Source organism: Enterococcus sp. AZ067, from assembly GCF_051715005.1.
GTDB classification, from domain to species: Bacteria; Bacillota; Bacilli; order Lactobacillales; family Enterococcaceae; genus Enterococcus_D; species Enterococcus_D casseliflavus.
The window spans coordinates 2290605-2312003 of the sequence record NZ_JBIOSY010000001.1; the positions used below are offsets into that span (position 1 = coordinate 2290605).

Below are 21399 nucleotides of genomic sequence, written 5' to 3' on the forward strand. Positions count from 1 at the left end.
TTAACCTTCTTTCTCTATTTTTAGGGAGCCATCATCGAGCGGATCTTTCCCTTGATACGTAAAATATTCAAAATCGGCATAGCTTTTGCCAAAGTGATCTAAATCATGGGCACTGATTCCAATGAAATTCCCCGTAAAACCACCAGACAAGAACTGGATGTTTTGCTTTTTAAAGGGATGCCACGTTTGTGATTGCCGATAGAACCATTGGGCTTCTAGATAAGAACCGACTACTTTCAATCCAATCGGCTCACTTGCAGCAGCGAGGGGCAATTTATCTGGGAACAAGTGAAATTCTCCTTCACAACACCGCAGCAACCGAAGGACCTTGTCTTCTTTTTCATCATAGGTTACGTAGAAAAACAAATAGTTTTCTTCATTTAAGAAAAGCGACAATCCAGCCATCTGATTGAACGATTGGGGGTGGTATTCCATCACTGTTTCAGCTTCAAAACAAACGTCTTGTTGACGAATCGCCAATAAGTGCTTATGAAAGTTCGATTGCATCGATTCTCCGCCGATCAATCGCAAATACCCTGGTCGCTCACTCAGATTGCACCACTCTTCATTGGGCAGCAATCGTCTACCGTTCCATGCTTTTTGCAACGATCCTTTAAAGTCATCAATAAAAACAGCAGGTGATGCCCTTTGCTTCTGAGCATCGCTAGCGAGCCTGATGGTTTGATCTGGGATCGTATCGTTATTGCTAAGACGCAGCCATCCTTCGTGATCCCAATAGACAGTTTGGAGTGCTGTCTCTCGTCCAAGGATCGCTGCCCCTTCTACTGGCCGAGTCATCAAATAGCTCATGACCCATTCTCCTGATGGCGCAATCGTCAAACTGCCATGACCTGTACATTGAAAAGGGGAATCTTCGCGCTGATAGGCACGCATCATGGGAAAATGCGGATCTACTTCATAAGGTCCAGTGATGGTTTTACTACGACAAACTGTTACCGCATGACCTGCACCCGTTCCTCCTTCTGCCGTCAGTAAGTAATAACACTCATTGTGGTAATAAAGATGCGGTGCTTCAGTCTTCGCCAGCTGGGTTCCAGAAAAAATTGGCACTCTGTCACCGATCAAGCACCCTTGTGCTTCAGAGTATTCTTGGAGCACGATCCCCACCGATTTATTTGGTGTATCCTTACGATAATCCCAAAGCGCATTCAATAACCAGATACGCCCCTCTTGATCATGAAACAAGGACGGATCAAAGCCACTACCATTTAAGTAAATGGGCTCACTCCATGGCCCATGAATGGTAGGAGCCGTGATGAGATAGTTTCGACAGTCTTTGAAGGGGCGTGTCGTGTTGCGAACATTTGTATAGACACAATAGTATTGTCCGTTTGCGTAACTGATTTGCGGTGCCCAAATGCTGCAATTTGCTGCGTTGCCTAATAAATCCACTTGATTGGTCAGAATATCTGTTTCATGGGACCAATTGACTAGATCTTGAGAACAGTAGACCCTAATTCCTGGCAACCACTCAAAGGAAGAAACCGCTAAATAATAAGTATCCTCGACTTTTAAAATACTCGGATCAGGATGAAACCCTCTTAAAATCGGATTATTGATTATTGCCTTCATGCAACCCCTCCTTGTTTGCTGACTGCGTCCGTTGTTTTTTTCTTGTGTCCGTCATCGCGATGGAGAAAACAAAAACCCGCCGCTAAAAAGAAACAAAAGGCAATCGGAAAAGCGATCATTTGACTACCAATCAATGTCACGACACCAGTCAAAAAATAAATAGCACAAGATTGCTTTCGATAATTACGATAGCGAACAAGCATCGTCGCCACTGAAACCAATATCAGGAGTGCCAACAGCGTGAAGCCAAACCAAGCGCCGAGTGTTTGAAATTGCGCCAATGCTGCTTCTTCCGTCATTTGATTCAGTATAGTGGGAAACGCACGTTGAAAGATCTCTTCGAACTGCTGGACAGTCATTTGATTGATCGCCAAGGAAAAGCCGCCCATAAACACCAGAGCGAGAACCATCCCGATCCAGCCAGACCATTTTGCCTTGCTCATTTTTCTATCACTCCTTCAAGAGTCACCCATTCAGGACGTTGGGGACTTCTTTGGTAACAACACATTCGCTCCGTGAATGTGACCGTTTGGTGGCTTGCTGTTTTTCCCCAATCAGACCATCCGCAAGGGGCGAGCTGTTGATCAAAGCAGCAGGATAAAAAGGTGACTTTGGCGTCATTACGCCAAGGACGGCCTAAGTAATAGGCTTTGTCCCCTGTCACTCGGCACCGATCGAAGGTTAACCCGCTTGCTTGTTTGCTGGTTGAGGCAGCAGTAACATAGTTCGTTTGTGGTGTATTTTTACAATGCAAGCGACACTCTTCAAAGGTGGCGGAACCACCGCCAAAAATAAAATCGACTGTTCCACTGATCCTGCAATGCAAAAACAAACTCTGTTGTTGGTCAAAGATTGTCTTTCGCCAAGGACTGATCATTGGTTCGCCTTCTTTGGTATATTTTGGCAATGGACCCAGGCACAAGGTATCTTGAAAAGCATCGAGATGACAGCGTTCGAAGCGAATGTCATCCCCTTCGATATAGACGGCAACTGCTTGCCCGACTGCTTGCCCATACCCTGCGTCATTGATGATGGTCAGGTTTTTTACAAAGACTTCTCGGCTATTGATAAAGAGCGTCGCTGTTTGAAACGTTCCTCTTTTTTGCCCATTTTCATCGGTTTGCTCGGCAGCCAAGTGGTAGCATAAGAACGTGTTAGGTTCCGCAATCAACGTAAGCTGGTTCTTATAGATTTTCACCTGTTCTTGATACACGCCAGTGGCGATCGTGATTTCACAAGGTACGTTTATGGCTTCAGCAGCCAGCACGGCTGCTTGGATACTCGTAAAATCACCCTTTTGCGGCTCTTTACTAACCTTTAGCTTGATAGGAGGTGCTGTTTTAGAAATTCGATCCACTGCGCTCTCATCTCCTTGGTTTCTTCATGACCGCCTGGCAAGCAACACGCCTGCCAATTATCCTTGTAGCCTATTGCTTCATAATGCTGCCCAATCTGCTGATCCAAACGAGCGACGCCGCTTGAGGGGCAGCCACGATCCTCTTTGCCAACCAAACTCAAACGCGGGCGTGGTGCGATCTGTTTTTGGATCGCCACAGTCGTAAAGTCTTTCAACACATTAGGAACATAATAGTAAAACCCATGTTTGCTTATACAGTCCTCTTCGATCAATGCTTGATAGTCCACTTGTGCTGCCATGTCCACCACCACTGATATCCGTTCATCAAGCGCTGCCAACCACCAGCTCATCAAGCCGCCCATAGAAAGTCCCAATGTGGCGATAGCGGAATGTTTCACTTCTTTGCGGGAAGCAAGATAGGTCAAAAACTGTTGGTTGTCATAGATTCGTTGTCCCCATAATGTTTTGCCATGCAACAGAAACCGCTTGTAGCTATCATTCTCACCGTTTTTTCGTTCGCCAAAGCCCCACATGTCGATCACCCCAACGGCGACGCCCAACTTCATAAATGTCGCGAATAGGCTTTCTTTTTGCATATAACACGGACTTTGTCGTAGTTCTTCTTTCCCCATCGTGAAGTCGCCGCCATGAGAATGATTGAACAAAACGAGTGGAACAGGTTGCTGAGAGCTAGGATAAGCAAAGTATGCAGGGACATCCTCTTCTTGATTTAATCGTAGAAGTAAATGTTCCAAGGTATAATTTTGCACTTGCTCTTTTGTTTGCTGAACCACTTGTGGTGCAACTTTCATATCAGGACCTAGCAGCTGTAGTAACTGAGGATCCCTCACAAAAAATCTCCTTGAAATGCCAGAGGCTGACGATTCTCAAATGATTGTGTGACGGTGATTTCCCGACTATTCTCGATATGGAACGCTTCAGTTACGCCTTCCAAATTGATACGATCAAACTGAATATTCCTTCCACAGCCAATATAAAAGCCTTGTTTTGTCATCTCTTCAATACCTGTCATCATTGCAGGCTTTCCTGGAATTGGGTGTTCAGCCATAGAGACAGCAATATCTTGGAAAGTGATATCTGAAATAAATTGTTCAGCCAAGCCATAAACAAACCCAGCGGCCGCATGAACATTCCGAGCCGAGATATTTGCAAAATGGATTCTCCGAAAATGAGGGGTTTCCTCGGTGATCGGGTACGGATTTTTATCCCAAACATACTTTTCTTTGCCTTTCGGTCCACAGAAATAGTAAAGATTTAAAGTGAATGGACAGATAACATTATCCATCAAAATGTTATTCACTCGAATATCTTCGATCGTTCCGCCACGTCCCCGACGGGATTTCAACCGAATCCCACGATCGGTATCTTGAAAAATACAGTTACTGATGGTGACATTACGAATATCGCCGCTCATCTCACTACCTAGAACGACTGCCCCATGCCCATGAAGCATATGGCAATTTACGATCGTGATATTCTCACAAGCGACCCGTTCTTTGGTGTCCTCCGTTCCTGATTTGATGGCGATACAATCATCACCAACATCGATATGACAGTTACTGATGCGGACATTTTTACAAGATTCAGGATCGATCCCATCCGTATTTGGCGAATCCGCTGGATTTTTGATGCGAAGATTATCGATCGTTAGATCTTGGCAAAGAATCGGATTGACGGTCCAACTTGGTGAATCGACAAGACGGATATCTTTCAACGTAATTTGCTGGCAAGAGTCAAAACTGATTAATTTTGGTCGTGGATAAGCAAGCTGTTCACGGTTTTCCCGAAAGGTGTTCCACCATCTTTGCCCTTGTCCATCAAGCATTCCTAGTCCTGTGACAGCGATATTTTCCGCATTCTCGGCATATAAACAAGAGGCATAAACTTCCCGTTTGACCCCTTCCCAGCGAGACACAACGACGGGATAGTCTTTGGGATCATCAGAAAATACTAGGGTCGCCCCCAATAGTAGGTGCAGTTCAATATTACTTTTTAAAAAGAGCGCTCCTGTCGGATAGCGTCCTGCGGAAAAAGTGATTCTGCCTCCTCCTTGTTGATGCAATTCATCAATTTTTTCTTGAATCGCTTCTGTCAACAGACCTTCTTTTTCTTGTAAATCAGCTGTAGTCAATTGGATATTCATTTCTTGCTTCCTTCCTCCATTAGTGGTTGCAGCAGTAAACTCGCTTGTAAAAAGGCACCGTATCCTTTGAAATCATTTGTGATAACGGGTTCACTGATATAGTAAACAAACGTACCATCCCGATCATCTGGTCCACCAAGACCAGCAACTTCACAGTTTCTGATCAGATTCAACCAGCCTTCTTTTGTTAAAAAGACAAACTCATCAAGCAATCCTTGATAGGTCTCTTGGGCAAACACTTGCCATTTTTGATCGATGATCCCTGCTTTGACTGCTTTCGCTGTTGCGTAACAAATCATTGAAGAAGCGGATGCTTCTAAATAATTCCCACGCTCCCTGCCTTTATCTAAGACTTGATACCACACTTTTTTCTGGGGATCTCTTACTTTAGCAAGAGCTTCTAGACAAGAGACAAACATTTTTTCTAATGGATTCTTCTGCTCTGATTCCCCTAATAGCACCATCGTATCTGCGAGAGCCATCATGAACCATCCCATTGATCGTCCCCAGAAATTTTTTGAACAACCGGTCTCAGGATCTGCCCACGGCTGGACTTTTTGTTCATCCCACGCGTGATACAAAAGACCCGTTTTTGGATCTAGGGTATGAGTAAAGCATAAGGTGAATTGCTTGATTACATCTTCCAATGCTTCTTCTTTCTCAAATGTCAGTGCGTATTCTGTTAGAAATGGGGCCCCCATATATAAGCCATCTAACCACATTTGATAAGGATAGATTTTTTTATGCCAGAACCCGCCTTCGCTTGTTCTTGGCATCTGCTGTAATTGTTGATACAGCGTGTCCAAGGCGATCTTGTATTTTGAAGCACCTGTTTCTTTGTATAGTAAGAATAAACATTTGCCATTATTGATGTAATCGATATTCATCGCATCCATCTGATAGTTTTTGATACAACCGTCTTCGTCAATATAAAAATCCATCGTATTTTGGATATAGTCGAAATAGCGTCTGTCACCAGTTTGCTCATAGGCTTCTTTTACGCCTTGTAAAACGACCCCGATGTCATAGGACCATTTTCCATGATAAATTTTTTCTTTGCATAAGTAGTCATAGCGCTCAAATAACGTGTTCAAAGCAATTTCCGAATAGTTCTTCATGTACGATACTTCCTTTTATTGTAGTCTCCTCAATTCATAGAGCTGTTTCAATGAATTCGTTTTACTGGCTATATTTCTTGAGGGTTCAGCTTGTTTTGCTATTTCCAGGTGTTCTCTAGTGACCGTTTTGTTCACGGACTAGTAAAAGTCTTTGAGCCGTTTTCTTTAGATAATGACCTCATCTCCTTTACTGGCAACGGTTTGCTCCGTAGTCGATGCCGTTTTTGAAACCACCTGATCTGTATCAATTGGGTGGATATCTTGAAGAATTTTTTTACCAGCAAGGGCAAAAACACCACCAACTAAGCTGCTACCCATCAAAAAGAGGCCGATCAAGAAATAACTGCCCAGGACTAAATAGCCAACGATCAAAATCGTCCAACTTATGATCGAATAATGCAGATAGCCTAAACCTAACAACGCACTCCCCCGCAGGATCTCAAACACGGTCACAAAGTTGGTGGCTGCCATGACGGTATACACGTGCATGAATAAAAAGAGAAACGCAATCAAAAAGAGGACATTCGCTACTTGGATAAACCATGGAAATGGCGCAAATATGTTGGTGATCACGATCGCTGCAATGATCAGAAACAACCAACTGATCAGCACCGATTGTCGGAACCGTTCTTTACTATAGTAGAAAAAACTTTTGATCAAAGGTGGTCGTTCATGAAGACGAAGCCAGCGATCATAATATTTCATCATGGCATACGACGCAGGACCAATGCCAAAGAGGACCCCTCCCAGGAGAGTCACACTGAGCCAAAGAAAGTGAAGTGCGATCAGCGTCAAAAATGCGAGTAATCCTTCGTTGATTTTCGTGATCTTTTCGATCGTCATGTGATCCCTTCTTTCTTAATAAATCCCGTCTTCGCCAATTTTTTTCGCCAAACGATTCGCAAAGATAACGAGGATCAAGCCAACAAGTCCTTTAAACAGCCCAACAGCTGTCGAGTAACTCAATTGACCATTTTGAATCCCGGCGGTATAGACAAAGGTATCAAAGATTTGGGCAACTTCACGGTTCATTGAGTTCATCAACAAGAACATATGCTCAAAGCCCATATCTAAGATCGAACCGATCTTTAAAATCAATAAGGTTACGATCGTTGGACGAATACAAGGCAATGTGATATGCCACATTTTTCGTAGCTTGCCAGCCCCATCCATATCCGCAGCTTCATAAAGCTGTTCATCAACATTGGTAATAGCGGCTAGATAGACGATCGTCCCCCAACCGGCACCTTTCCAAAGATCTTGGAAAATGTACATTGGACGCAACCACGTGCGGCTTGTTAGAAACGGGATACGTTCGCCACCAAGACTTTCGATCATGTTATTGATTACACCACCTTCTGTCGTTAATAAAACATAGAAGATGGAAACAACGATGACCCACGACATAAAATGAGGCAAATAAATGATGGTTTGAATCCCTTTTTTCAAACGGCGATTGTTTACTTCATTTAGCATAAGTGCCAATAATATAGGAAAAGGGAAAGAAATCGTGATATTTAAGAAAAACATGATCAGTGTATTGCGCATCAACATCACGAAGGTATCTTCAGTAAAGAGCCGAATAAAATGAGTGAAGCCAACAAAGGGGCTTCCTAGGATCCCCAAGAATGGTTGGTAGTCTTGAAAAGCGATGACCAAACCGCCCATCGGTATGTAACGGAAAATAAGAAAATATAAAATCCCCGGCAATACCATAATATAGAGGGCACGATTTTTTCTGATTTGCGCCCATTTTTTCTTTTTCAGCCGCAGCCGCTGTTCTTCTTCATTAAGTGGTGAGAAGTAATTATCAACTTTTGTTTCCATACTTGTTCCTCCAAATTTTTTTGATTTGATAGTCCCATGGTAGCGTGAAAAAAAGATAACGTATATAATCATTTTCTCAGCTTTGAAAAGGCATACATTTTTTAGGATTATTTCTCAATCGAATTGGAAAACCCTTGATTTATCAACGTTTATCACTTTTGTGAATTTTTTAACATGTAAAAGTGATTATATACGTTGTCCCCGCCTCATGATACGTTGGAAGTACCTATTTAAGTAAAAAAAGATGGAGGTTTTTTCTATGCAACAAACCCTGAAAAAAACGAACCGCCCGAAAAGTGAACGGGTCGTTCAAGGATTTATTATTGGCTTTCTACTACTCTTCACCTTAACGTGTCTCTTACCTTTTCTAAACATTCTCGGAAGCTCCTTTGCTTCTTCTTCTGAGATCGCGACACGAACATTTATCATTATCCCACGTGAATTTAGCTTAAATGCTTACCGGTATATTCTCTCGACACCCACGATTTTTACGAGTATTGGTGTTTCCCTTTTCGTGACCATCGTCGGAACGGTTCTTTCAATGATCTTGACCTCTTTTATGGCCTATGCTCTTTCGAGAAAATATTTGCATGGACGCGGCATCTTCAACTTTATTGTCGTATTTACCATGTTGTTTAGCGGTGGGATGATCCCAAGTTTTATTTTGGTACAAAGCCTCGGCTTGATCGATTCTCTCTGGGCATTGATCTTACCGAGCGCCATCAGTGCATATAATATGATCATTATGAGAAACTTTTTCCAAGGGATTCCTGATAGTTTAGAGGAATCCGCAAAAATGGATGGTTGCTCTGATTGGGGCGTCTTTTTCCGTATCATCTTACCCCTTTCCTTACCATCGATTGCGACGATCTCTTTGTTTTACGCTGTTAGTTATTGGAATACTTATCAATCAGCGATCTTGTACATCAATGATTCAGCGAAATGGCCGATCCAAGTGCTCCTTCGACAAATCGTGATCGTCTCCAGCGGGATGAACGCTGATGCCGCTAGTGTCGATGTTGTCCCCCCAGCACAATCCGTAAAAATGGCCGTGATCGTCGTTGCGACTCTGCCAATGTTGATCGCCTATCCATTTGTCCAGAAGTATTTCGTGAAAGGTGCAATGGTTGGTTCCGTCAAAGGGTAACCAACAGGCAGCAAAGAAAAAAGCGCTTTTGATCAACGATCAAAAAGCGCTTTTTTTCTTTTAGTCTTTGGATCGTTTGCGATACTCTCCAGGGGTCATCTGTTCTTTCTTTTTGAAAAAGCGGATGAAGTTTTGAGAGTTGGTATATTGAAGGTTGGCTGCGATTTCCTTGATCGTCATATCCGTTTCCCGCAACCATTTTTTGGCGATTTGTAACCGATAGTTTTGTAAGTAATCGGCAAAATTGATGGATAATTCCTTTTTAAACACATTACTTAAGTAATTGGCATTATAATGCAGCTGTTCAGCAATGCTATCTAAGGAGAGATCTTGATCGTATTGTTGGTGTACGATCAAGACCATCTTTTCAGACAAGGAGCGAATTTCTCGATCTGTTTTGGCTTGTGTCGTTTCAACGATAGGTAAAACTAACTCATGATAGATGATTTGCTCAACTTTGAACAAACTAGTTTGGTTGAGCACGGATTGATAAACTTTACGACTATTCTGCAAGCTGGTATGATCCGCTCCTAAGAGTTGCCCTAGCTGAACGATACTGTTGATCAACTTAAACAAGGCACTTTCAATCGTCAACGGATTTTTGTTTTCATGAATGATTTCCCGTACGACTTCCGTGTAACTCGCTTTGATGGTCGCTAGTTCCCCACTACGCATCGCATCCAAAAAGGTGCTTTCTGCTTCTCTAGGGTATTGAACGATCGCATTATTGTCTAATTGTGCCGCAATGTCGTCAAAAAAGATGATGACTTCTTCCCCTAAATTCATTCGATAGTGCAAGGCTTCTTTGGCGTTATCAACCGCTAATTTGGTTTCTACGAGGCGGTCACAGGATTGTGAGACCCCACAACTTATTTTGATTTTCAAGTAATCTTTTGCCGCTTGATGGATCTTTTGACAATAGGTCAATACTTGTTTTTGGTCAACTGATTCAGGAAGCTTTAAAATCGTTCCTTGGGTTTCTTGACTGGAGATGATTGGTTGAAAACGCAAATTTGCTGGAATGATCTCAGAAACGAGATTCTCGATGGCAAGCAAGAAAATATCAATAGTCGCTGTTTCTCGTCCACACAAATCATCGATTTGAATCAGTAATACGGCAAAGTGTTCTGTTTTGGATACTTCATACCCAAATTGTGACAGTTTTAAGTGAATATCTTCTTCTGAGATACAGCCGCGAAACAAGTTTAATAGAAACAAGGATTCTAATTCGGGCTTTTGATGCTCGACTTTGACGGCGAGATCGTGGTTTTGATGTAAGACCTGGTCGATATCGGAAATCAATTGATTTACTTCTAATTTCTGACCTTGTTTTTTGGGCTTTAAAAGCTCACCGATCCGATTGATGGGTGAGGTAGCCACGATCGCAATGCGATAGGATACTAATAAAAAGAGGATGATCAAAAGACTGCCAATCACGATCAAACCGCTTCTTAATTCACGGATTGCTTGTGAAACGCTAGCAGGCGCCAGGCGGATCACATGATACCACTGATTGTAATCCGATTGTGTGACCACATACTTATTGTTTTCTTTGTCAGTGAAGATGCCATCGCCGTGGGCTGCTGCAATCATTGTTTCTTGTAAGGCAGAATCGATCACTTCACCATTATCGAAAAGCAGTTGTCCGTCTGCATGAAAAATATTCAAAAAGGAATCGTCATGATCTGCCACCAACTGCGCAATAGTATGGTCTTGGATTTCAGCAATCCCCAAAGCAGTGGTTTCCTGTCGAAACACAGGCAGCGTCATCACCATTTTTAAATAGCCATCTTCTGGCAACCAATACAAGTAGCGTTGGTTGTCGATCAACGCTTGAAAAGCAGCAAATTCAGTATCATCGATCTGTTTTAAGGAGCCTTCTTCGATTTTCCACTGCTGATTCAAATTCACCAATTGGTAGCTGGCGTTTTCAATCCCCATCACACCAATGTAAGCCAGTTGTGAATTGATCTCTCGCACTTGTCGATAATTCGTCACGGAAAACGGCTGTTCCATCGTATCGGAAAAGCTTTGTGTGCTACTGTATGTAGAAAAGGCATACTCCACCATCTGAATTTTTTGATCCAGATTTTCTTTGACTTGGTTGACCAAATTATGTTGACTTTGCAAAAATGTTTCTTGAATGTTTTGATACGTTCGATGATAAATGACCCCACTAAACCCAATGATTAAAGCGCTACCAATTAGAAAAATCAAAATAAATATTTTATAAAACAAGTTGGACGTTTGATGATAGCTTAAAAAGAATTTCATAGACTCCCTCCCATTACCTAACTATCTTCTTTTATACTAGCACATCCCAGAAAAAGTTCCTATGTTATTTTGAAAAATGTTTCACGTGTGCATCCTTGGTGTATTGACATTCTCGTGGGAACAAGCTATGCTTGAATCAAGCAAAAAGGAAGAAGGTTTTCTATGGTCACGATCAAAGATATCGCCAAAGTCGCTGGTGTTTCACATACAACTGTTTCTCGTGCGCTAAACGATAGCCCATTAATTAAGCCAGAAACAAAAAAGAAGATCGCAGCCATAGCTGAATCTTTACACTATGTGCCCAATGTCAATGCCAAAAGTCTGGTGAATCAAAAATCCTATATCATTGGTCTTTATTTTTCTCATCTATCCATTGGTACTTCCGATAGCTTTTTAGTCGAAGTGATCAAAGGAATCAGTGATACCCTACCATCCGAATATACTTTGGCGGTTCATGAATTATTGCAATCCGATACATTTGATGAAGAGCCGAATCGCCTCGATGGAGCGATCGTGATGAGTCAAAGCGATCGTGATGACGGTTTTATCGCTGCTCTTTCAAAGAAAAACATTCCCATCGTCGTTTTGAATCGTCAATTGCAGGATGCAACCTTGATGAATGTCACTAGTAATGATGCCCAAGGGGTCTATCAAATGATCACCTATGTGCTTGAACAAGGCTTTCGAAAGATCGCCATGATCGAAGGGATCGCTTCCTTTGGTTCCTCTAGAGAGCGCCGCAAAGGATTTATGAAAGCGATTCAAGAAAAGCAGCTTGTCTGCCCGAAAGAATACTTCGTAGCTGGCGACTACTCGTTGGAAAGCGGTCAGCTGGGTGCCCAGCAACTACTCGCTTTACCTGAACCACCTGAAGTGATTTTTTGCGCCAATGATGACATGGCGATCGGTGCGATCAATGCCTGTCATCAAGCAGGACGAAAGATCCCTGAGGAGATCGGTATCATCGGTTTTGATGATAGTTCTTTTTCTCCCTATACGTATCCCCCATTAACAACGATCCGCAAACCAGTCTATGAAATGAGTCAATTGGCAGCAACCCTGCTGTTGCAAGCATTTGCCAATCAAGTAGTTGAGAAACAACATTTCTTTGATACCTCGTTAATCATTCGTCAATCGTTGTAAGCCTCTTGTTTTCAAGAGCGCTTACGCAAAAAAATGTTAACGTGTGCATAACTATTTTTTAAGGAGGATTCTATGAAAAAAATTACCGAACAACCCCATCAAACCTATCCAGCCCGAGTGATTCAATTCGGGGAAGGCAATTTTATGCGGGGCTTTTTTAACTGGCAGCTGCAGCAAATGAACAAGCACGGTCTTTTTAACGGCAGTGCCGTTGTGGTACAGCCGATTGATCACGGCTTGAAAGAGCTGTTGGCACAACAAGAAAATCTCTACACCGTTATCTTAGAAGGACTTGTCGATGGCGCTTTATCTCAAACATTTGAAGTCGTCTCCACCATTGATCAAGTGCTGAATCCTTATCAGCAATGGGAAGACTATCTTGCTTTAGCCGAAGACGAGCAACTTGAGATCATCGTTTCTAATACGACGGAAGCAGGTATTGCGTTTCACCCAGAGGGTACCTTACACGATACCCCTCCCCAAAGTTTTCCCGCAAAACTGACCGCTCTTTTGTATCGTCGTTTTCAACTACGAAAAAAGGGATTTTTGATCATTCCTTGTGAATTGATCGATCGGAATGGGGAAAAACTAAAAGAGATCGTCTTACAATATGCCGCATTATGGTCTTTGGAATCAGACTTCGTCAACTGGTTAGAAAAAGAAAACACCTTCTGCTGCAGCTTAGTCGATCGGATCGTTCCAGGATATCCTCGCGACAAAGTGGCACAATACCAAGAGGTTCTTGGCTATGAGGATGCCGTAATGGTTACTGCGGAACCCTTTATGCTATGGGTAATCGAAGGAAACGGCGTAGCCGAAAAGCTCCCTTTGCAAGAAGCTGGGTTGAATGTGATCGTGACAGAAGATATGACTCCTTACCGTGAACAAAAAGTACATTTATTAAATGGTCCTCATACGGCGATGGTTCCCCTCGGTCTTTTAGCGGGTTTAGAAACCGTTGAAGAAGTAATGAACGACCGTGAATTTGCAGCCTTTTTGGATGGTCTTTTTCAGGAAGAGTTGATTCCAATGCTTGATTTGCCTAAAGCGCAGCTTGCAGCTTATGCGGACCAAATCAAAGAGCGCTTCAGAAATCCTTATGTGAAGCATCAGCTGCAATCGATCGCTTTAAACAGCGTCTCAAAATTCCGTGCGCGTCTTCAACCAGTCTTAACTCGTTATGTCCAACAAAACCAGCAGTTACCAAAACGAATCACTGCCGCACTGGCAGGGTTGCTGACTTTCTATCTCACTCGACCTTTTCAAGATGATGACCTAGTGACAACCATATTTCAGCAAGTGAAACAATTACCAGCAGAAGAACAGATCGCAGCTCTATTAAAAAATGAGCAACTTTGGCATGCAGACCTGAGCTTTATGACAGAGACAATCAATGAAATGTGCGCATGTCTAAAACAAGACGGACCCCGCCAGTTACTTGCGTCGATTGACACCCCTGAGCCAAGTTTGAAATAAAGGAGAATCTTTATGTCCAGCACATTAACAGAAACACCCGCGCAACTATTGAAATTGCACCCTAAAGACAATGTCGCAGTCGCATTAAAACCACTAGCTGCTAAAACGACCCTTGCATTTGAAGGTCAAACGATCACCCTTTTTGAGGATATTCCACGAGGACACAAAATCGCCCTCAAAGACCTCGCACAATCACAAGACGTGATCAAATATGGCTATCCCATTGGACATCTCTTAGCTGACGTGAAAACTGGCCAATGGTTGCATACCCACAATGTCAAAACCAACCTTTCTGGTACCTTAGCATACACCTATGCCCCCGATTTGCATCCCGTCCGTTATCCAAAAAGGGCTGCGACGTTCCAAGGGTATCGACGGGCAAATGGCAAAGTTGGGATTCGTAATGATTTACTGATCGTGCCAACAGTTGGTTGTATCAATGGCATCGCAGAGATCATTGTTGAAAACTTCAAGAAGAATCATCCGGATCTTGGCACTTTTGATCATATTACGATCCTTAAACATCCCTACGGCTGCTCTCAGTTAGGCCAAGATCATCAAAACACCCGTCAAATTTTAATTGATGCGGTGCATCATCCAAATGCCGGTGGCGTCTTGGTCTTTGGCTTAGGTTGTGAGAACAACACCGTTCCCGAGTTTAAGAAAAACCTGGGTGACTACGATCCAAAGCGCGTCAAATTTATGGTGGCACAGGAAAGCGACGATGAAATTGCGGTCGGCGAAAGCTTATTAGAAGAATTACTGGAAGCAGCAAAAGAGGATCAACGAGAAGCCGTTCCCTTGAGTGAGCTAAAGATCGGGTTAAAATGTGGGGGTTCCGACGGGTTTTCTGGGATCACCGCCAACCCTTTGTTGGGGGCATTTTCTGACTTTTTAGTTTCTCAAGGTGGCAGTACGGTCTTGACGGAAGTACCCGAAATGTTTGGCGCTGAACAAGTCTTGATGGCGCGTGCACAAGATGAAGCAACCTTTGAAAAAATTCTCCATCTAATCAACGACTTTAAAGATTATTTTCTTGCTTACGGTGAACCAGTCTATGAAAATCCTTCTCCTGGCAATAAGGCAGGCGGTATCACTACGCTAGAAGATAAGTCATTAGGCTGTACCCAAAAATCTGGGACTTCCGCTGTCGTCGATGTCTTAAAATATGGGGAAAAACTCCGTAAGCCAGGCTTGAGCCTGCTGGAAGGTCCAGGAAACGACCTTGTTGCCGCTTCTGCACTGGCTTCTGCCGATTGCCAACTCGTCTTATTTACCACTGGTCGCGGCACGCCATTTGGTGCCTATGTGCCGACCATGAAAGTTGCCACGAATCAAGAAATTTATCATAAGAAACCCCACTGGATGGATTTCAACGCCGGTCGCTTGTTGGAAGAGCCGATGGAGGTCGTGCTGGAAGACTTTATTCAAGCGATCATCGATACTGCCAGTGGAAAACCGACTCGTAATGAAGCCAATAACGTTCGTGAGATCGCCATCTTTAAAAATGGTGTGACACTATAATCAAAGAAAAGAGGTCCGACATGTTTTTAAATGAAAACTATTTACTGCCAAATGAAATTGCTCAAACACTTTACCATGAATATGCCAAAGATCTGCCGATCATTGATTACCACTGCCACTTAGACCCGAAAGAAATCTATGAGGATCGGCCCTTTAAAACTATCACCGAGGCATGGCTAAGTGGCGATCATTACAAGTGGCGGTTGATGCGCGCTTGTGGCGTACCAGAAGAAGCGATTACGGGCAATGCCAGTGATTATGAAAAATTTTTGGCATGGTGTCAAACAGTGCCAAAATTGGTGGGAAATCCCCTTTACAGTTGGACCCATTTAGAATTAAAGCGATTTTTTGAGATCGATCTTCCCGTTACTGAAGAAAACGCCGAAACTTTGTGGAGGCTATGCAACGAAAAATTGCAGCAAAAAGACTTTACCCGAAGAGCTTTGATTACTCGCAGTAACGTCGAGATCGTTTGCACCACAGATGATCCAGTCGATGATCTTCACTATCATCACCAATTAAGCCAAACAGAACAACGTTTTCGGGTCTTGCCGACCTTTCGATCTGACAAAGCGTTACAAATCGACCATCCGAATTTTCTTACCTATGTTACCAAACTCGAAAAGAGTGTCGAAAACGCGATCACTACCTACGATGCTTTCTTGAGAGCCTTGCGGGACCGTGTAACCTACTTTCACCAGCATCACTGCCGCTTGTCTGACCATGCGCTGGATACTTTAGTGTATGCTGCAGACGAACAGTTATCCCTTGAAGCAATTTTTGCCAAAGCATTAGCTGGAGAATCTTTGGAGGAAAACGAAGTCTCGTTCTTCAAAACCAATGTTCTAGTTGAACTGATGAAGCTGTATCACGAACATGGTTGGACGATGCAACTGCATGTCCATGCGTACCGTAACTGCAATCAACGAATGTTTGAGCGCTTGGGACCAGATACGGGCTACGATGGCATCAATGATCAACCACTGACTCAAAGCTTGCAGAAATTATTGAACGCTGCTGATGCGCAGGACCATTTGCCTCAAACGATTCTCTACTCCTTAAATCCCAATGACTATGATGCACTCGTCGCTTTGATGGGGTGCTTCCAGCAAGAAGGCAATAATAAATTGCAGTTAGGATCTGGCTGGTGGTATAACGACACCCGCGCAGGCATGCGTCACCAATTGACGAAATTCGCAGACGGCAGTGTGATCTTTAACTTTGTCGGCATGCTGACGGATTCAAGAAGCTTTTTGTCTTACACCCGTCATGAATATTTCCGACGCGTCTTTTGTGAATGGCTTGCTGAGATCGTTGTACGTGGTGAAGCACCTGCCGATCTTCGTCAGCTAAAACCATTAGTAGAAAATGTCTGTTATCAAAACGCCAACAACTACTTCAAATTTTAGGAGAAAGACAATGGAAAAAATCGTCATCGTCGGTGATTCCACCGCATCGATCAAAGAGCCTAGCGCTCGTCCAGAAACGGGCTGGGGTGAAAAGATCTCACGCTATCTCCCCCAGCATCAAATCGTCAACTTGGCAAAAAATGGGCGTTCCTCCAAAAGCTTCATTGAAGAAGGACGCTTGTTGCAGGCAAAAAAAGAACTATATGCTGGTGATTATCTCTTGATTCAATTTGGACACAACGATCAAAAAACAGATAGTCGTGGTACGACACCTGTAGAATATCAGCATAATTTAGCAACCTTCGTGCAAACGGCACGCCAGCAGCAAGCGACACCGATCCTATTGACCTCGATCACTCGTTTGCATTACGTGGACCAACAGCAACTTGATCCTTTGGCAGTCGGTCCTTACCCAGAAGCAATGCGTGCTTTGGCTACCTCCTTGGATGTGGTCTGTCTGGATCTTTTTGTCGCAACACAACGGTTCTTTTCAGCACTGGAACCACAACAGGCGAAAAACTATTTTCTTCATTTAGAAAAAAACCAGCACCCCAATTATCCAGCCGGCATTACGGATAACACGCATTTGAATGACCAAGGTGCTACAGCCGTCGCCAAATTAGTTGCCAAATGTTTGTCAAATGCTCCCTTACCGCTTGCACAACAAGTTTTGTTAGATTGAAACTCATTGTTCGTGTTGAATCTTCCCCTAACATAAATACGCTACCTGATTTGAAAAAGAGCTACTCAAGCAAAACGCTGCGAAGAACATTTTCCTTCACAGCGTTTTGCTTTTGATTCTTTTTAAAAGATTTGTTTGCCATTCCTTTGCTTCAACCCATTTATTTTTAAAGCCCTGCATTTCTTGGGTGTTGGACCATAAAAATGGGAACGATTGCAATCGTCCCCATCCTTACTACTGATTGTTTTATTCAGGTTGTTTCCCGATATACGCCAAGATACCGCCGTCTACATATAAGACATGGCCATTGACAAAGTTTGATGCCTCAGAAGCTAAGAAAACCGTTGGTCCTGCTAAATCTTCTGGCTCACCCCAACGGGCAGCAGGTGTTTTCGCTACGATAAATTGATCAAATGGGTGACGAGAACCGTCTGGTTGGATCTCTCGTAATGGTGCGGTTTGCGGTGTTGCAATATAACCAGGCCCGATCCCATTACATTGAATGTTAGCTGAACCAAATTCAGCACAAATGTTTTTCGTCAACATTTTCAAGCCGCCTTTAGCCGCTGCGTAACCAGCCACCGTTTCTCTTCCCAATTCACTCATCATTGAGCAAATGTTAATGATTTTTCCATGTCCTTTTTTGATCATTGACGGTAAGACTGCTTTTGAAACGATAAATGGAGCGTTCAAGTCCACGTCAACGACTTGGCGGAAGTCTTCAGCAGACATCTCCAACATCGGGATTCGTTTGATGATCCCAGCATTATTGACTAAGATATCGATCACGCCAACTTCTTCTTCGATCTGCTTGACCATTTCGTTGACTGCTTTTTCATCCGTTACATCACAGACATATCCGTGGGCTTCGATCCCTGCTTCACGATAGTTTGCTAATCCTTTATCCACTGATTCTTGATCCAAGTTGTTAAAAACGATCGTTGCTCCTGCTGCTGCTAATGAACGAGCGATCGTAAAACCGATCCCATAGACAGCGCCTGTTACTAATGCGATCTTACCATCTAAACGAAATTGATCCATTGAAAAATCCATAATTGATAAACCCTCTTTCTTTTTATTTTAAGTCGTCCATTGCCACCATATCCATGTCGGTATAGGTGATATTTTCGCCACACATTGCCCAGATAAAGGAGTAGTTACTGGTTCCAACCCCCGAATGGATCGACCAGCTTGGAGAAATAACGGCTTGTTCTTCACTAACGACTAAATGCTTCGTTTCATCTGGTTTGCCCATCATATGGAACACTTTTGTGTCTTCGTTGGCAAAATCAAAATACACATATGCTTCCATCCGACGTTCATGGGTATGACTTGGCATCGTATTCCAAGCACTGCCTGGTTCTAAGATCGTGTACCCCATTTGTAATTGACAGCTTTCACAAACATTTGGGTGAATGTATTGATAAATTTTCCGTTCATTTAATGTCAAGCCCTCGCCTGTCTCCATTGGTGTGACTTGATCGATACTGATTTTTACATTTGGGTATTTCTTATGTGCTGGCACGCAAGATAGATAGAATTTCGCTGGATTTGCTGGATCATCTGAGTGGAACAAGACTTGTTTGGTTTCCTTGCCGATATAGTAGCCGTCTTGTTTTTTCATTGGTTCTTTTTGGCCATCGATCGTGATCGCACCAGGTCCTCCAATATTGATGACGCCTAATTCGCGACGTTCTAAGAAGTATTCCACCCCTAATTCGCTGCTTAATTGCACTTCTAACGCTTCTTCTGTCGGTGTCACTCCGCCAAAGATCATCCGATCATTGTGGGTATAGGTCAGCATGATTTGTCCTGGTGTGAAAATTTTCTCTACCAAAAATTCTCTGCGTAATTCCTCGGTACTATAGTGACGAATATCAAGTGGACTATGGGTATAGCGTGTTTCCATGTGTTGCATGTTTTATTCCTCCTATCGGATAATTTTTCCTGAACCTGTTGCAATAAATTCTTGTATCTCATTGGCGCTAAACTGATTACAGTCGCCATGGATCGTATGTTTCAAAGCAGATGCTGCAGTGGCAAAATCAATGATTTCTTGGTCTTGTTTCTTCGTGACAAGACCATGTAGGATACCAGCTGAAAAGGCATCGCCGCCGCCGACGCGATCAACGATTGGATTGATCTCATGGGTAGCAGAAACGACATAATTGCCGTTGTGCCATAGGCTTCCTGTCAATTGATTGTGACTTGCTGAGAGCACCTGACGACTAGTTGAATAAAAGAGCTGGATATTTGGGTATTTCCGATGCATTTCTTGATAATAGTAGTCATCTTCGACTTCCTCTGTTGGAGCTGATACATCCATAAAGACTTGGGCATCTAACTGTCCTGCCGAGCAATAATCGACATAGGGGAGCACTTCTTGCAAAAAGACGCGTGCTTCAGCGGTCGTCCACAGTTTTCCACGATAATTGATATCGAAACTGATTTTACAACCAGCTGCTTTCGCTTCTTTGATCAACGTCAGTAAAAGTGTCTGCCAAGTCGTTGAAAGAGCGGGCGTGATCCCTGAAAGGTGAACAATGTCAACCCCATCAAAAAGGTCAGATTGCCACTCATTTTCTTTCATTTGAGCAAAGCTAGAGGCTGCGCGATCATAAACCACTCGCGCTGCTCGTTCCCCGATACCGGTTTCAATATAGTAAGTACCTAGTCGGGAACCGCCACGAAGCAAGTGGCGACAATCGACGCCATAGCTTCGTAAATGATGAAAAACGGCATCTCCTAAAGCATTCTCAGGCACTTTACTAGCAAAAGAAACGCGATGACCAAAATTCGCCAAGGAGATCGCAACATTGGCTTCCCCACCGCCATAATGGGCAGCAAACATCGAACTATGGGCGATTCGGTCGCCTAACGTTGTCGATAGACGCAACATGATTTCTCCTAGTGTCAGAATGTTTGCCATCTTACTTTCCTCGAATCTCTTTTAATTTTGCCGCATATTGTTTCGCTACTTCTGTTACTTTGTCAAAATCCCCACTTGCTGCTGGCGCTAACAAATTCCCCCCTACACCAACGGCTACGACACCCGCCGCAAACCATTCTTGCATGTTGTCTAAGCTGACACCACCGGTCGGCATAATGTTTAATTGTGGCAATGGCGCTTTGAAGGCCGAGATGATACTTGGTCCATACGCACTACCTGGGAATAGTTTAATGATATCTGCGCCTGCTTTTAAGGCGTCCTTCATTTCTGAAATGGTCATGCAACCAGGCAGATACGGGATTTGATATAAATTACATAATTCAGCCGTTTCTTGATCAAAGGTTGGGCTTACCACATATTGTGCTCCTGCCATGATCGCTAAGCGAGCGGTCACTGCATCAAGAACGGTCCCCGCACCAACGACTACCTCTGGATTATCTTTGAAGGTTGCTACTAATTCAGCGATTACATCTGCCGCTTGAGGCACTGTAAAAGTCAACTCAATGCCAGTGATCCCCCCCGCAACGATCGCTTTACTTGCTTGTAGTGCTTCTTCTTTAGAAGCGCCACGCACAACAGCGATCACGCCGCTTTCTTTTAGTTTCATTAAATTCGCTACTTTTTTCATTGAGACCCTCCATTTATTTCCTATTTGGAAAATGGTATTTATTATAAAGAAACTTACACGTTTATTATACCGTTCTCGTTTTTATTTGCAAGGGCTTTCCACTAAAA

The 21399-nt window shown here is 43.3% G+C and carries 19 protein-coding genes; 6 read left to right on the forward strand and 13 right to left on the reverse strand.

All coding sequences use genetic code 11. The features are described 5' to 3' along the window. From IGI82_RS10880 to IGI82_RS10915, 8 genes are all read right to left on the reverse strand, one after another. Complete coding sequence (locus IGI82_RS10880) at positions 1 to 1593, reverse strand: glycoside hydrolase family 43 protein (RefSeq protein ID WP_087627632.1); 1593 nt, start codon at positions 1591 to 1593, stop codon at positions 1 to 3. Next, complete coding sequence (locus tag IGI82_RS10885) at positions 1590 to 2036, reverse strand: DUF4064 domain-containing protein (RefSeq protein WP_142424573.1); 447 nt, start codon at positions 2034 to 2036, stop codon at positions 1590 to 1592. The genes IGI82_RS10880 and IGI82_RS10885 overlap by 4 nt, the downstream gene beginning before the upstream one ends. Next, positions 2033 to 2950, reverse strand: a complete 918-nt coding sequence (locus tag IGI82_RS10890) for a pectinesterase family protein (protein ID WP_438842208.1) — start codon at positions 2948 to 2950, stop codon at positions 2033 to 2035. Before IGI82_RS10890 ends, IGI82_RS10885 begins: the two co-directional genes overlap by 4 nt. After that, positions 2911 to 3801 carry a dienelactone hydrolase family protein gene (locus IGI82_RS10895; protein WP_438842209.1) on the reverse strand — a complete coding sequence of 297 codons (891 nt, stop codon included), beginning with the start codon at positions 3799 to 3801 and terminating at the stop codon, positions 2911 to 2913. Before IGI82_RS10895 ends, IGI82_RS10890 begins: the two co-directional genes overlap by 40 nt. Further along, positions 3798 to 5114 carry a glycoside hydrolase family 28 protein gene (locus IGI82_RS10900; RefSeq protein ID WP_438842210.1) on the reverse strand — a complete coding sequence of 439 codons (1317 nt, stop codon included), beginning with the start codon at positions 5112 to 5114 and terminating at the stop codon, positions 3798 to 3800. The genes IGI82_RS10895 and IGI82_RS10900 overlap by 4 nt, the downstream gene beginning before the upstream one ends. After that, positions 5111 to 6232, reverse strand: a complete 1122-nt coding sequence (locus tag IGI82_RS10905; RefSeq protein ID WP_438842211.1) for a glycoside hydrolase family 88/105 protein — start codon at positions 6230 to 6232, stop codon at positions 5111 to 5113. The genes IGI82_RS10900 and IGI82_RS10905 overlap by 4 nt, the downstream gene beginning before the upstream one ends. Positions 6233 to 6397: 165 nt before the next feature. Continuing rightward, positions 6398 to 7075 (reverse strand): YesL family protein, encoded by a 678-nt coding sequence (locus tag IGI82_RS10910; protein WP_087627636.1) that lies wholly within the window; start codon positions 7073 to 7075, stop codon positions 6398 to 6400. 15 nt (positions 7076 to 7090) lie between these two features. Next, on the reverse strand, positions 7091 to 8059 hold the full coding sequence (locus tag IGI82_RS10915) for an ABC transporter permease (RefSeq protein ID WP_005229934.1): 969 nt from the start codon (positions 8057 to 8059) through the stop codon (positions 7091 to 7093). A 259-nt stretch (positions 8060 to 8318) separates the two neighbouring features. Between IGI82_RS10915 and IGI82_RS10920 the strand changes: the two genes are divergently transcribed. Further along, positions 8319 to 9206, forward strand: coding sequence for a carbohydrate ABC transporter permease (locus IGI82_RS10920; RefSeq protein ID WP_015509917.1), 888 nt, complete (start codon positions 8319 to 8321; stop codon positions 9204 to 9206). A 60-nt stretch (positions 9207 to 9266) separates the two neighbouring features. On the opposite strand, the gene IGI82_RS10925 is transcribed toward IGI82_RS10920, so the two are convergent. Then, positions 9267 to 11480 carry an AraC family transcriptional regulator gene (locus IGI82_RS10925; RefSeq protein ID WP_438842212.1) on the reverse strand — a complete coding sequence of 738 codons (2214 nt, stop codon included), beginning with the start codon at positions 11478 to 11480 and terminating at the stop codon, positions 9267 to 9269. A 162-nt stretch (positions 11481 to 11642) separates the two neighbouring features. Between IGI82_RS10925 and IGI82_RS10930 the strand changes: the two genes are divergently transcribed. The 5 genes from IGI82_RS10930 (at position 11643) to IGI82_RS10950 (ending at position 17714) form a co-directional block, all read left to right on the forward strand. Further along, positions 11643 to 12623 (forward strand): LacI family DNA-binding transcriptional regulator, encoded by a 981-nt coding sequence (locus tag IGI82_RS10930; RefSeq protein ID WP_087627638.1) that lies wholly within the window; start codon positions 11643 to 11645, stop codon positions 12621 to 12623. 72 nt (positions 12624 to 12695) lie between these two features. Further along, on the forward strand, positions 12696 to 14099 hold the full coding sequence (locus tag IGI82_RS10935; RefSeq protein ID WP_438842213.1) for a tagaturonate reductase: 1404 nt from the start codon (positions 12696 to 12698) through the stop codon (positions 14097 to 14099). A gap of 12 nt (positions 14100 to 14111) precedes the next feature. Then, positions 14112 to 15623, forward strand: coding sequence for a UxaA family hydrolase (locus IGI82_RS10940; protein ID WP_438842214.1), 1512 nt, complete (start codon positions 14112 to 14114; stop codon positions 15621 to 15623). 20 nt (positions 15624 to 15643) lie between these two features. Continuing rightward, positions 15644 to 17032: a glucuronate isomerase gene (gene uxaC / locus IGI82_RS10945; protein ID WP_438842215.1), complete on the forward strand. Its 1389-nt coding sequence runs from the start codon at positions 15644 to 15646 to the stop codon at positions 17030 to 17032. Between the two features lie 10 nt (positions 17033 to 17042). Continuing rightward, positions 17043 to 17714, forward strand: coding sequence for a rhamnogalacturonan acetylesterase (locus IGI82_RS10950; RefSeq protein ID WP_142424563.1), 672 nt, complete (start codon positions 17043 to 17045; stop codon positions 17712 to 17714). A gap of 246 nt (positions 17715 to 17960) precedes the next feature. Here the strand turns inward: IGI82_RS10950 and IGI82_RS10955 are convergent, their stop codons facing one another. Genes IGI82_RS10955 through IGI82_RS10970 form a run of 4 tightly spaced genes read right to left on the reverse strand, consistent with a single transcriptional unit; the run spans position 17961 to position 21292 of the window. Continuing rightward, complete coding sequence (locus IGI82_RS10955; protein ID WP_005229917.1) at positions 17961 to 18767, reverse strand: gluconate 5-dehydrogenase; 807 nt, start codon at positions 18765 to 18767, stop codon at positions 17961 to 17963. Between the two features lie 22 nt (positions 18768 to 18789). Next, positions 18790 to 19632 (reverse strand): 5-dehydro-4-deoxy-D-glucuronate isomerase, encoded by an 843-nt coding sequence (gene kduI, locus IGI82_RS10960; protein ID WP_005229915.1) that lies wholly within the window; start codon positions 19630 to 19632, stop codon positions 18790 to 18792. A gap of 12 nt (positions 19633 to 19644) precedes the next feature. Next, positions 19645 to 20643: a sugar kinase gene (locus tag IGI82_RS10965; RefSeq protein WP_142424562.1), complete on the reverse strand. Its 999-nt coding sequence runs from the start codon at positions 20641 to 20643 to the stop codon at positions 19645 to 19647. A gap of 1 nt (position 20644) precedes the next feature. Next, positions 20645 to 21292, reverse strand: a complete 648-nt coding sequence (locus IGI82_RS10970) for a bifunctional 4-hydroxy-2-oxoglutarate aldolase/2-dehydro-3-deoxy-phosphogluconate aldolase (RefSeq protein WP_005229908.1) — start codon at positions 21290 to 21292, stop codon at positions 20645 to 20647. Positions 21293 to 21399 lie beyond the last annotated feature (107 nt).

Bases quoted from the DNA above. Each gene is read 5' to 3' on its own strand.
- IGI82_RS10880 (WP_087627632.1), bottom strand. From the start codon at position 1,593: ATGAAGGCAATAATCAATAATCCGATTTTAAGAGGGTTTCATCCTGAT.
- IGI82_RS10885 (WP_142424573.1), bottom strand. From the start codon at position 2,036: ATGAGCAAGGCAAAATGGTCTGGCTGGATCGGGATGGTTCTCGCTCTG.
- IGI82_RS10900 (WP_438842210.1), bottom strand. From the start codon at position 5,114: ATGAATATCCAATTGACTACAGCTGATTTACAAGAAAAAGAAGGTCTG.
- IGI82_RS10905 (WP_438842211.1), bottom strand. From the start codon at position 6,232: ATGAAGAACTATTCGGAAATTGCTTTGAACACGTTATTTGAGCGCTAT.
- IGI82_RS10910 (WP_087627636.1), bottom strand. From the start codon at position 7,075: ATGACGATCGAAAAGATCACGAAAATCAACGAAGGATTACTCGCATTT.
- IGI82_RS10915 (WP_005229934.1), bottom strand. From the start codon at position 8,059: ATGGAAACAAAAGTTGATAATTACTTCTCACCACTTAATGAAGAAGAA.
- IGI82_RS10920 (WP_015509917.1), top strand. From the start codon at position 8,319: ATGCAACAAACCCTGAAAAAAACGAACCGCCCGAAAAGTGAACGGGTC.
- IGI82_RS10925 (WP_438842212.1), bottom strand. From the start codon at position 11,480: ATGAAATTCTTTTTAAGCTATCATCAAACGTCCAACTTGTTTTATAAA.
- IGI82_RS10930 (WP_087627638.1), top strand. From the start codon at position 11,643: ATGGTCACGATCAAAGATATCGCCAAAGTCGCTGGTGTTTCACATACA.
- IGI82_RS10935 (WP_438842213.1), top strand. From the start codon at position 12,696: ATGAAAAAAATTACCGAACAACCCCATCAAACCTATCCAGCCCGAGTG.
- IGI82_RS10940 (WP_438842214.1), top strand. From the start codon at position 14,112: ATGTCCAGCACATTAACAGAAACACCCGCGCAACTATTGAAATTGCAC.
- uxaC (WP_438842215.1), top strand. From the start codon at position 15,644: ATGTTTTTAAATGAAAACTATTTACTGCCAAATGAAATTGCTCAAACA.
- IGI82_RS10950 (WP_142424563.1), top strand. From the start codon at position 17,043: ATGGAAAAAATCGTCATCGTCGGTGATTCCACCGCATCGATCAAAGAG.
- IGI82_RS10955 (WP_005229917.1), bottom strand. From the start codon at position 18,767: ATGGATTTTTCAATGGATCAATTTCGTTTAGATGGTAAGATCGCATTA.
- kduI (WP_005229915.1), bottom strand. From the start codon at position 19,632: ATGCAACACATGGAAACACGCTATACCCATAGTCCACTTGATATTCGT.
- IGI82_RS10965 (WP_142424562.1), bottom strand. From the start codon at position 20,643: ATGGCAAACATTCTGACACTAGGAGAAATCATGTTGCGTCTATCGACA.
- IGI82_RS10970 (WP_005229908.1), bottom strand. From the start codon at position 21,292: ATGAAAAAAGTAGCGAATTTAATGAAACTAAAAGAAAGCGGCGTGATC.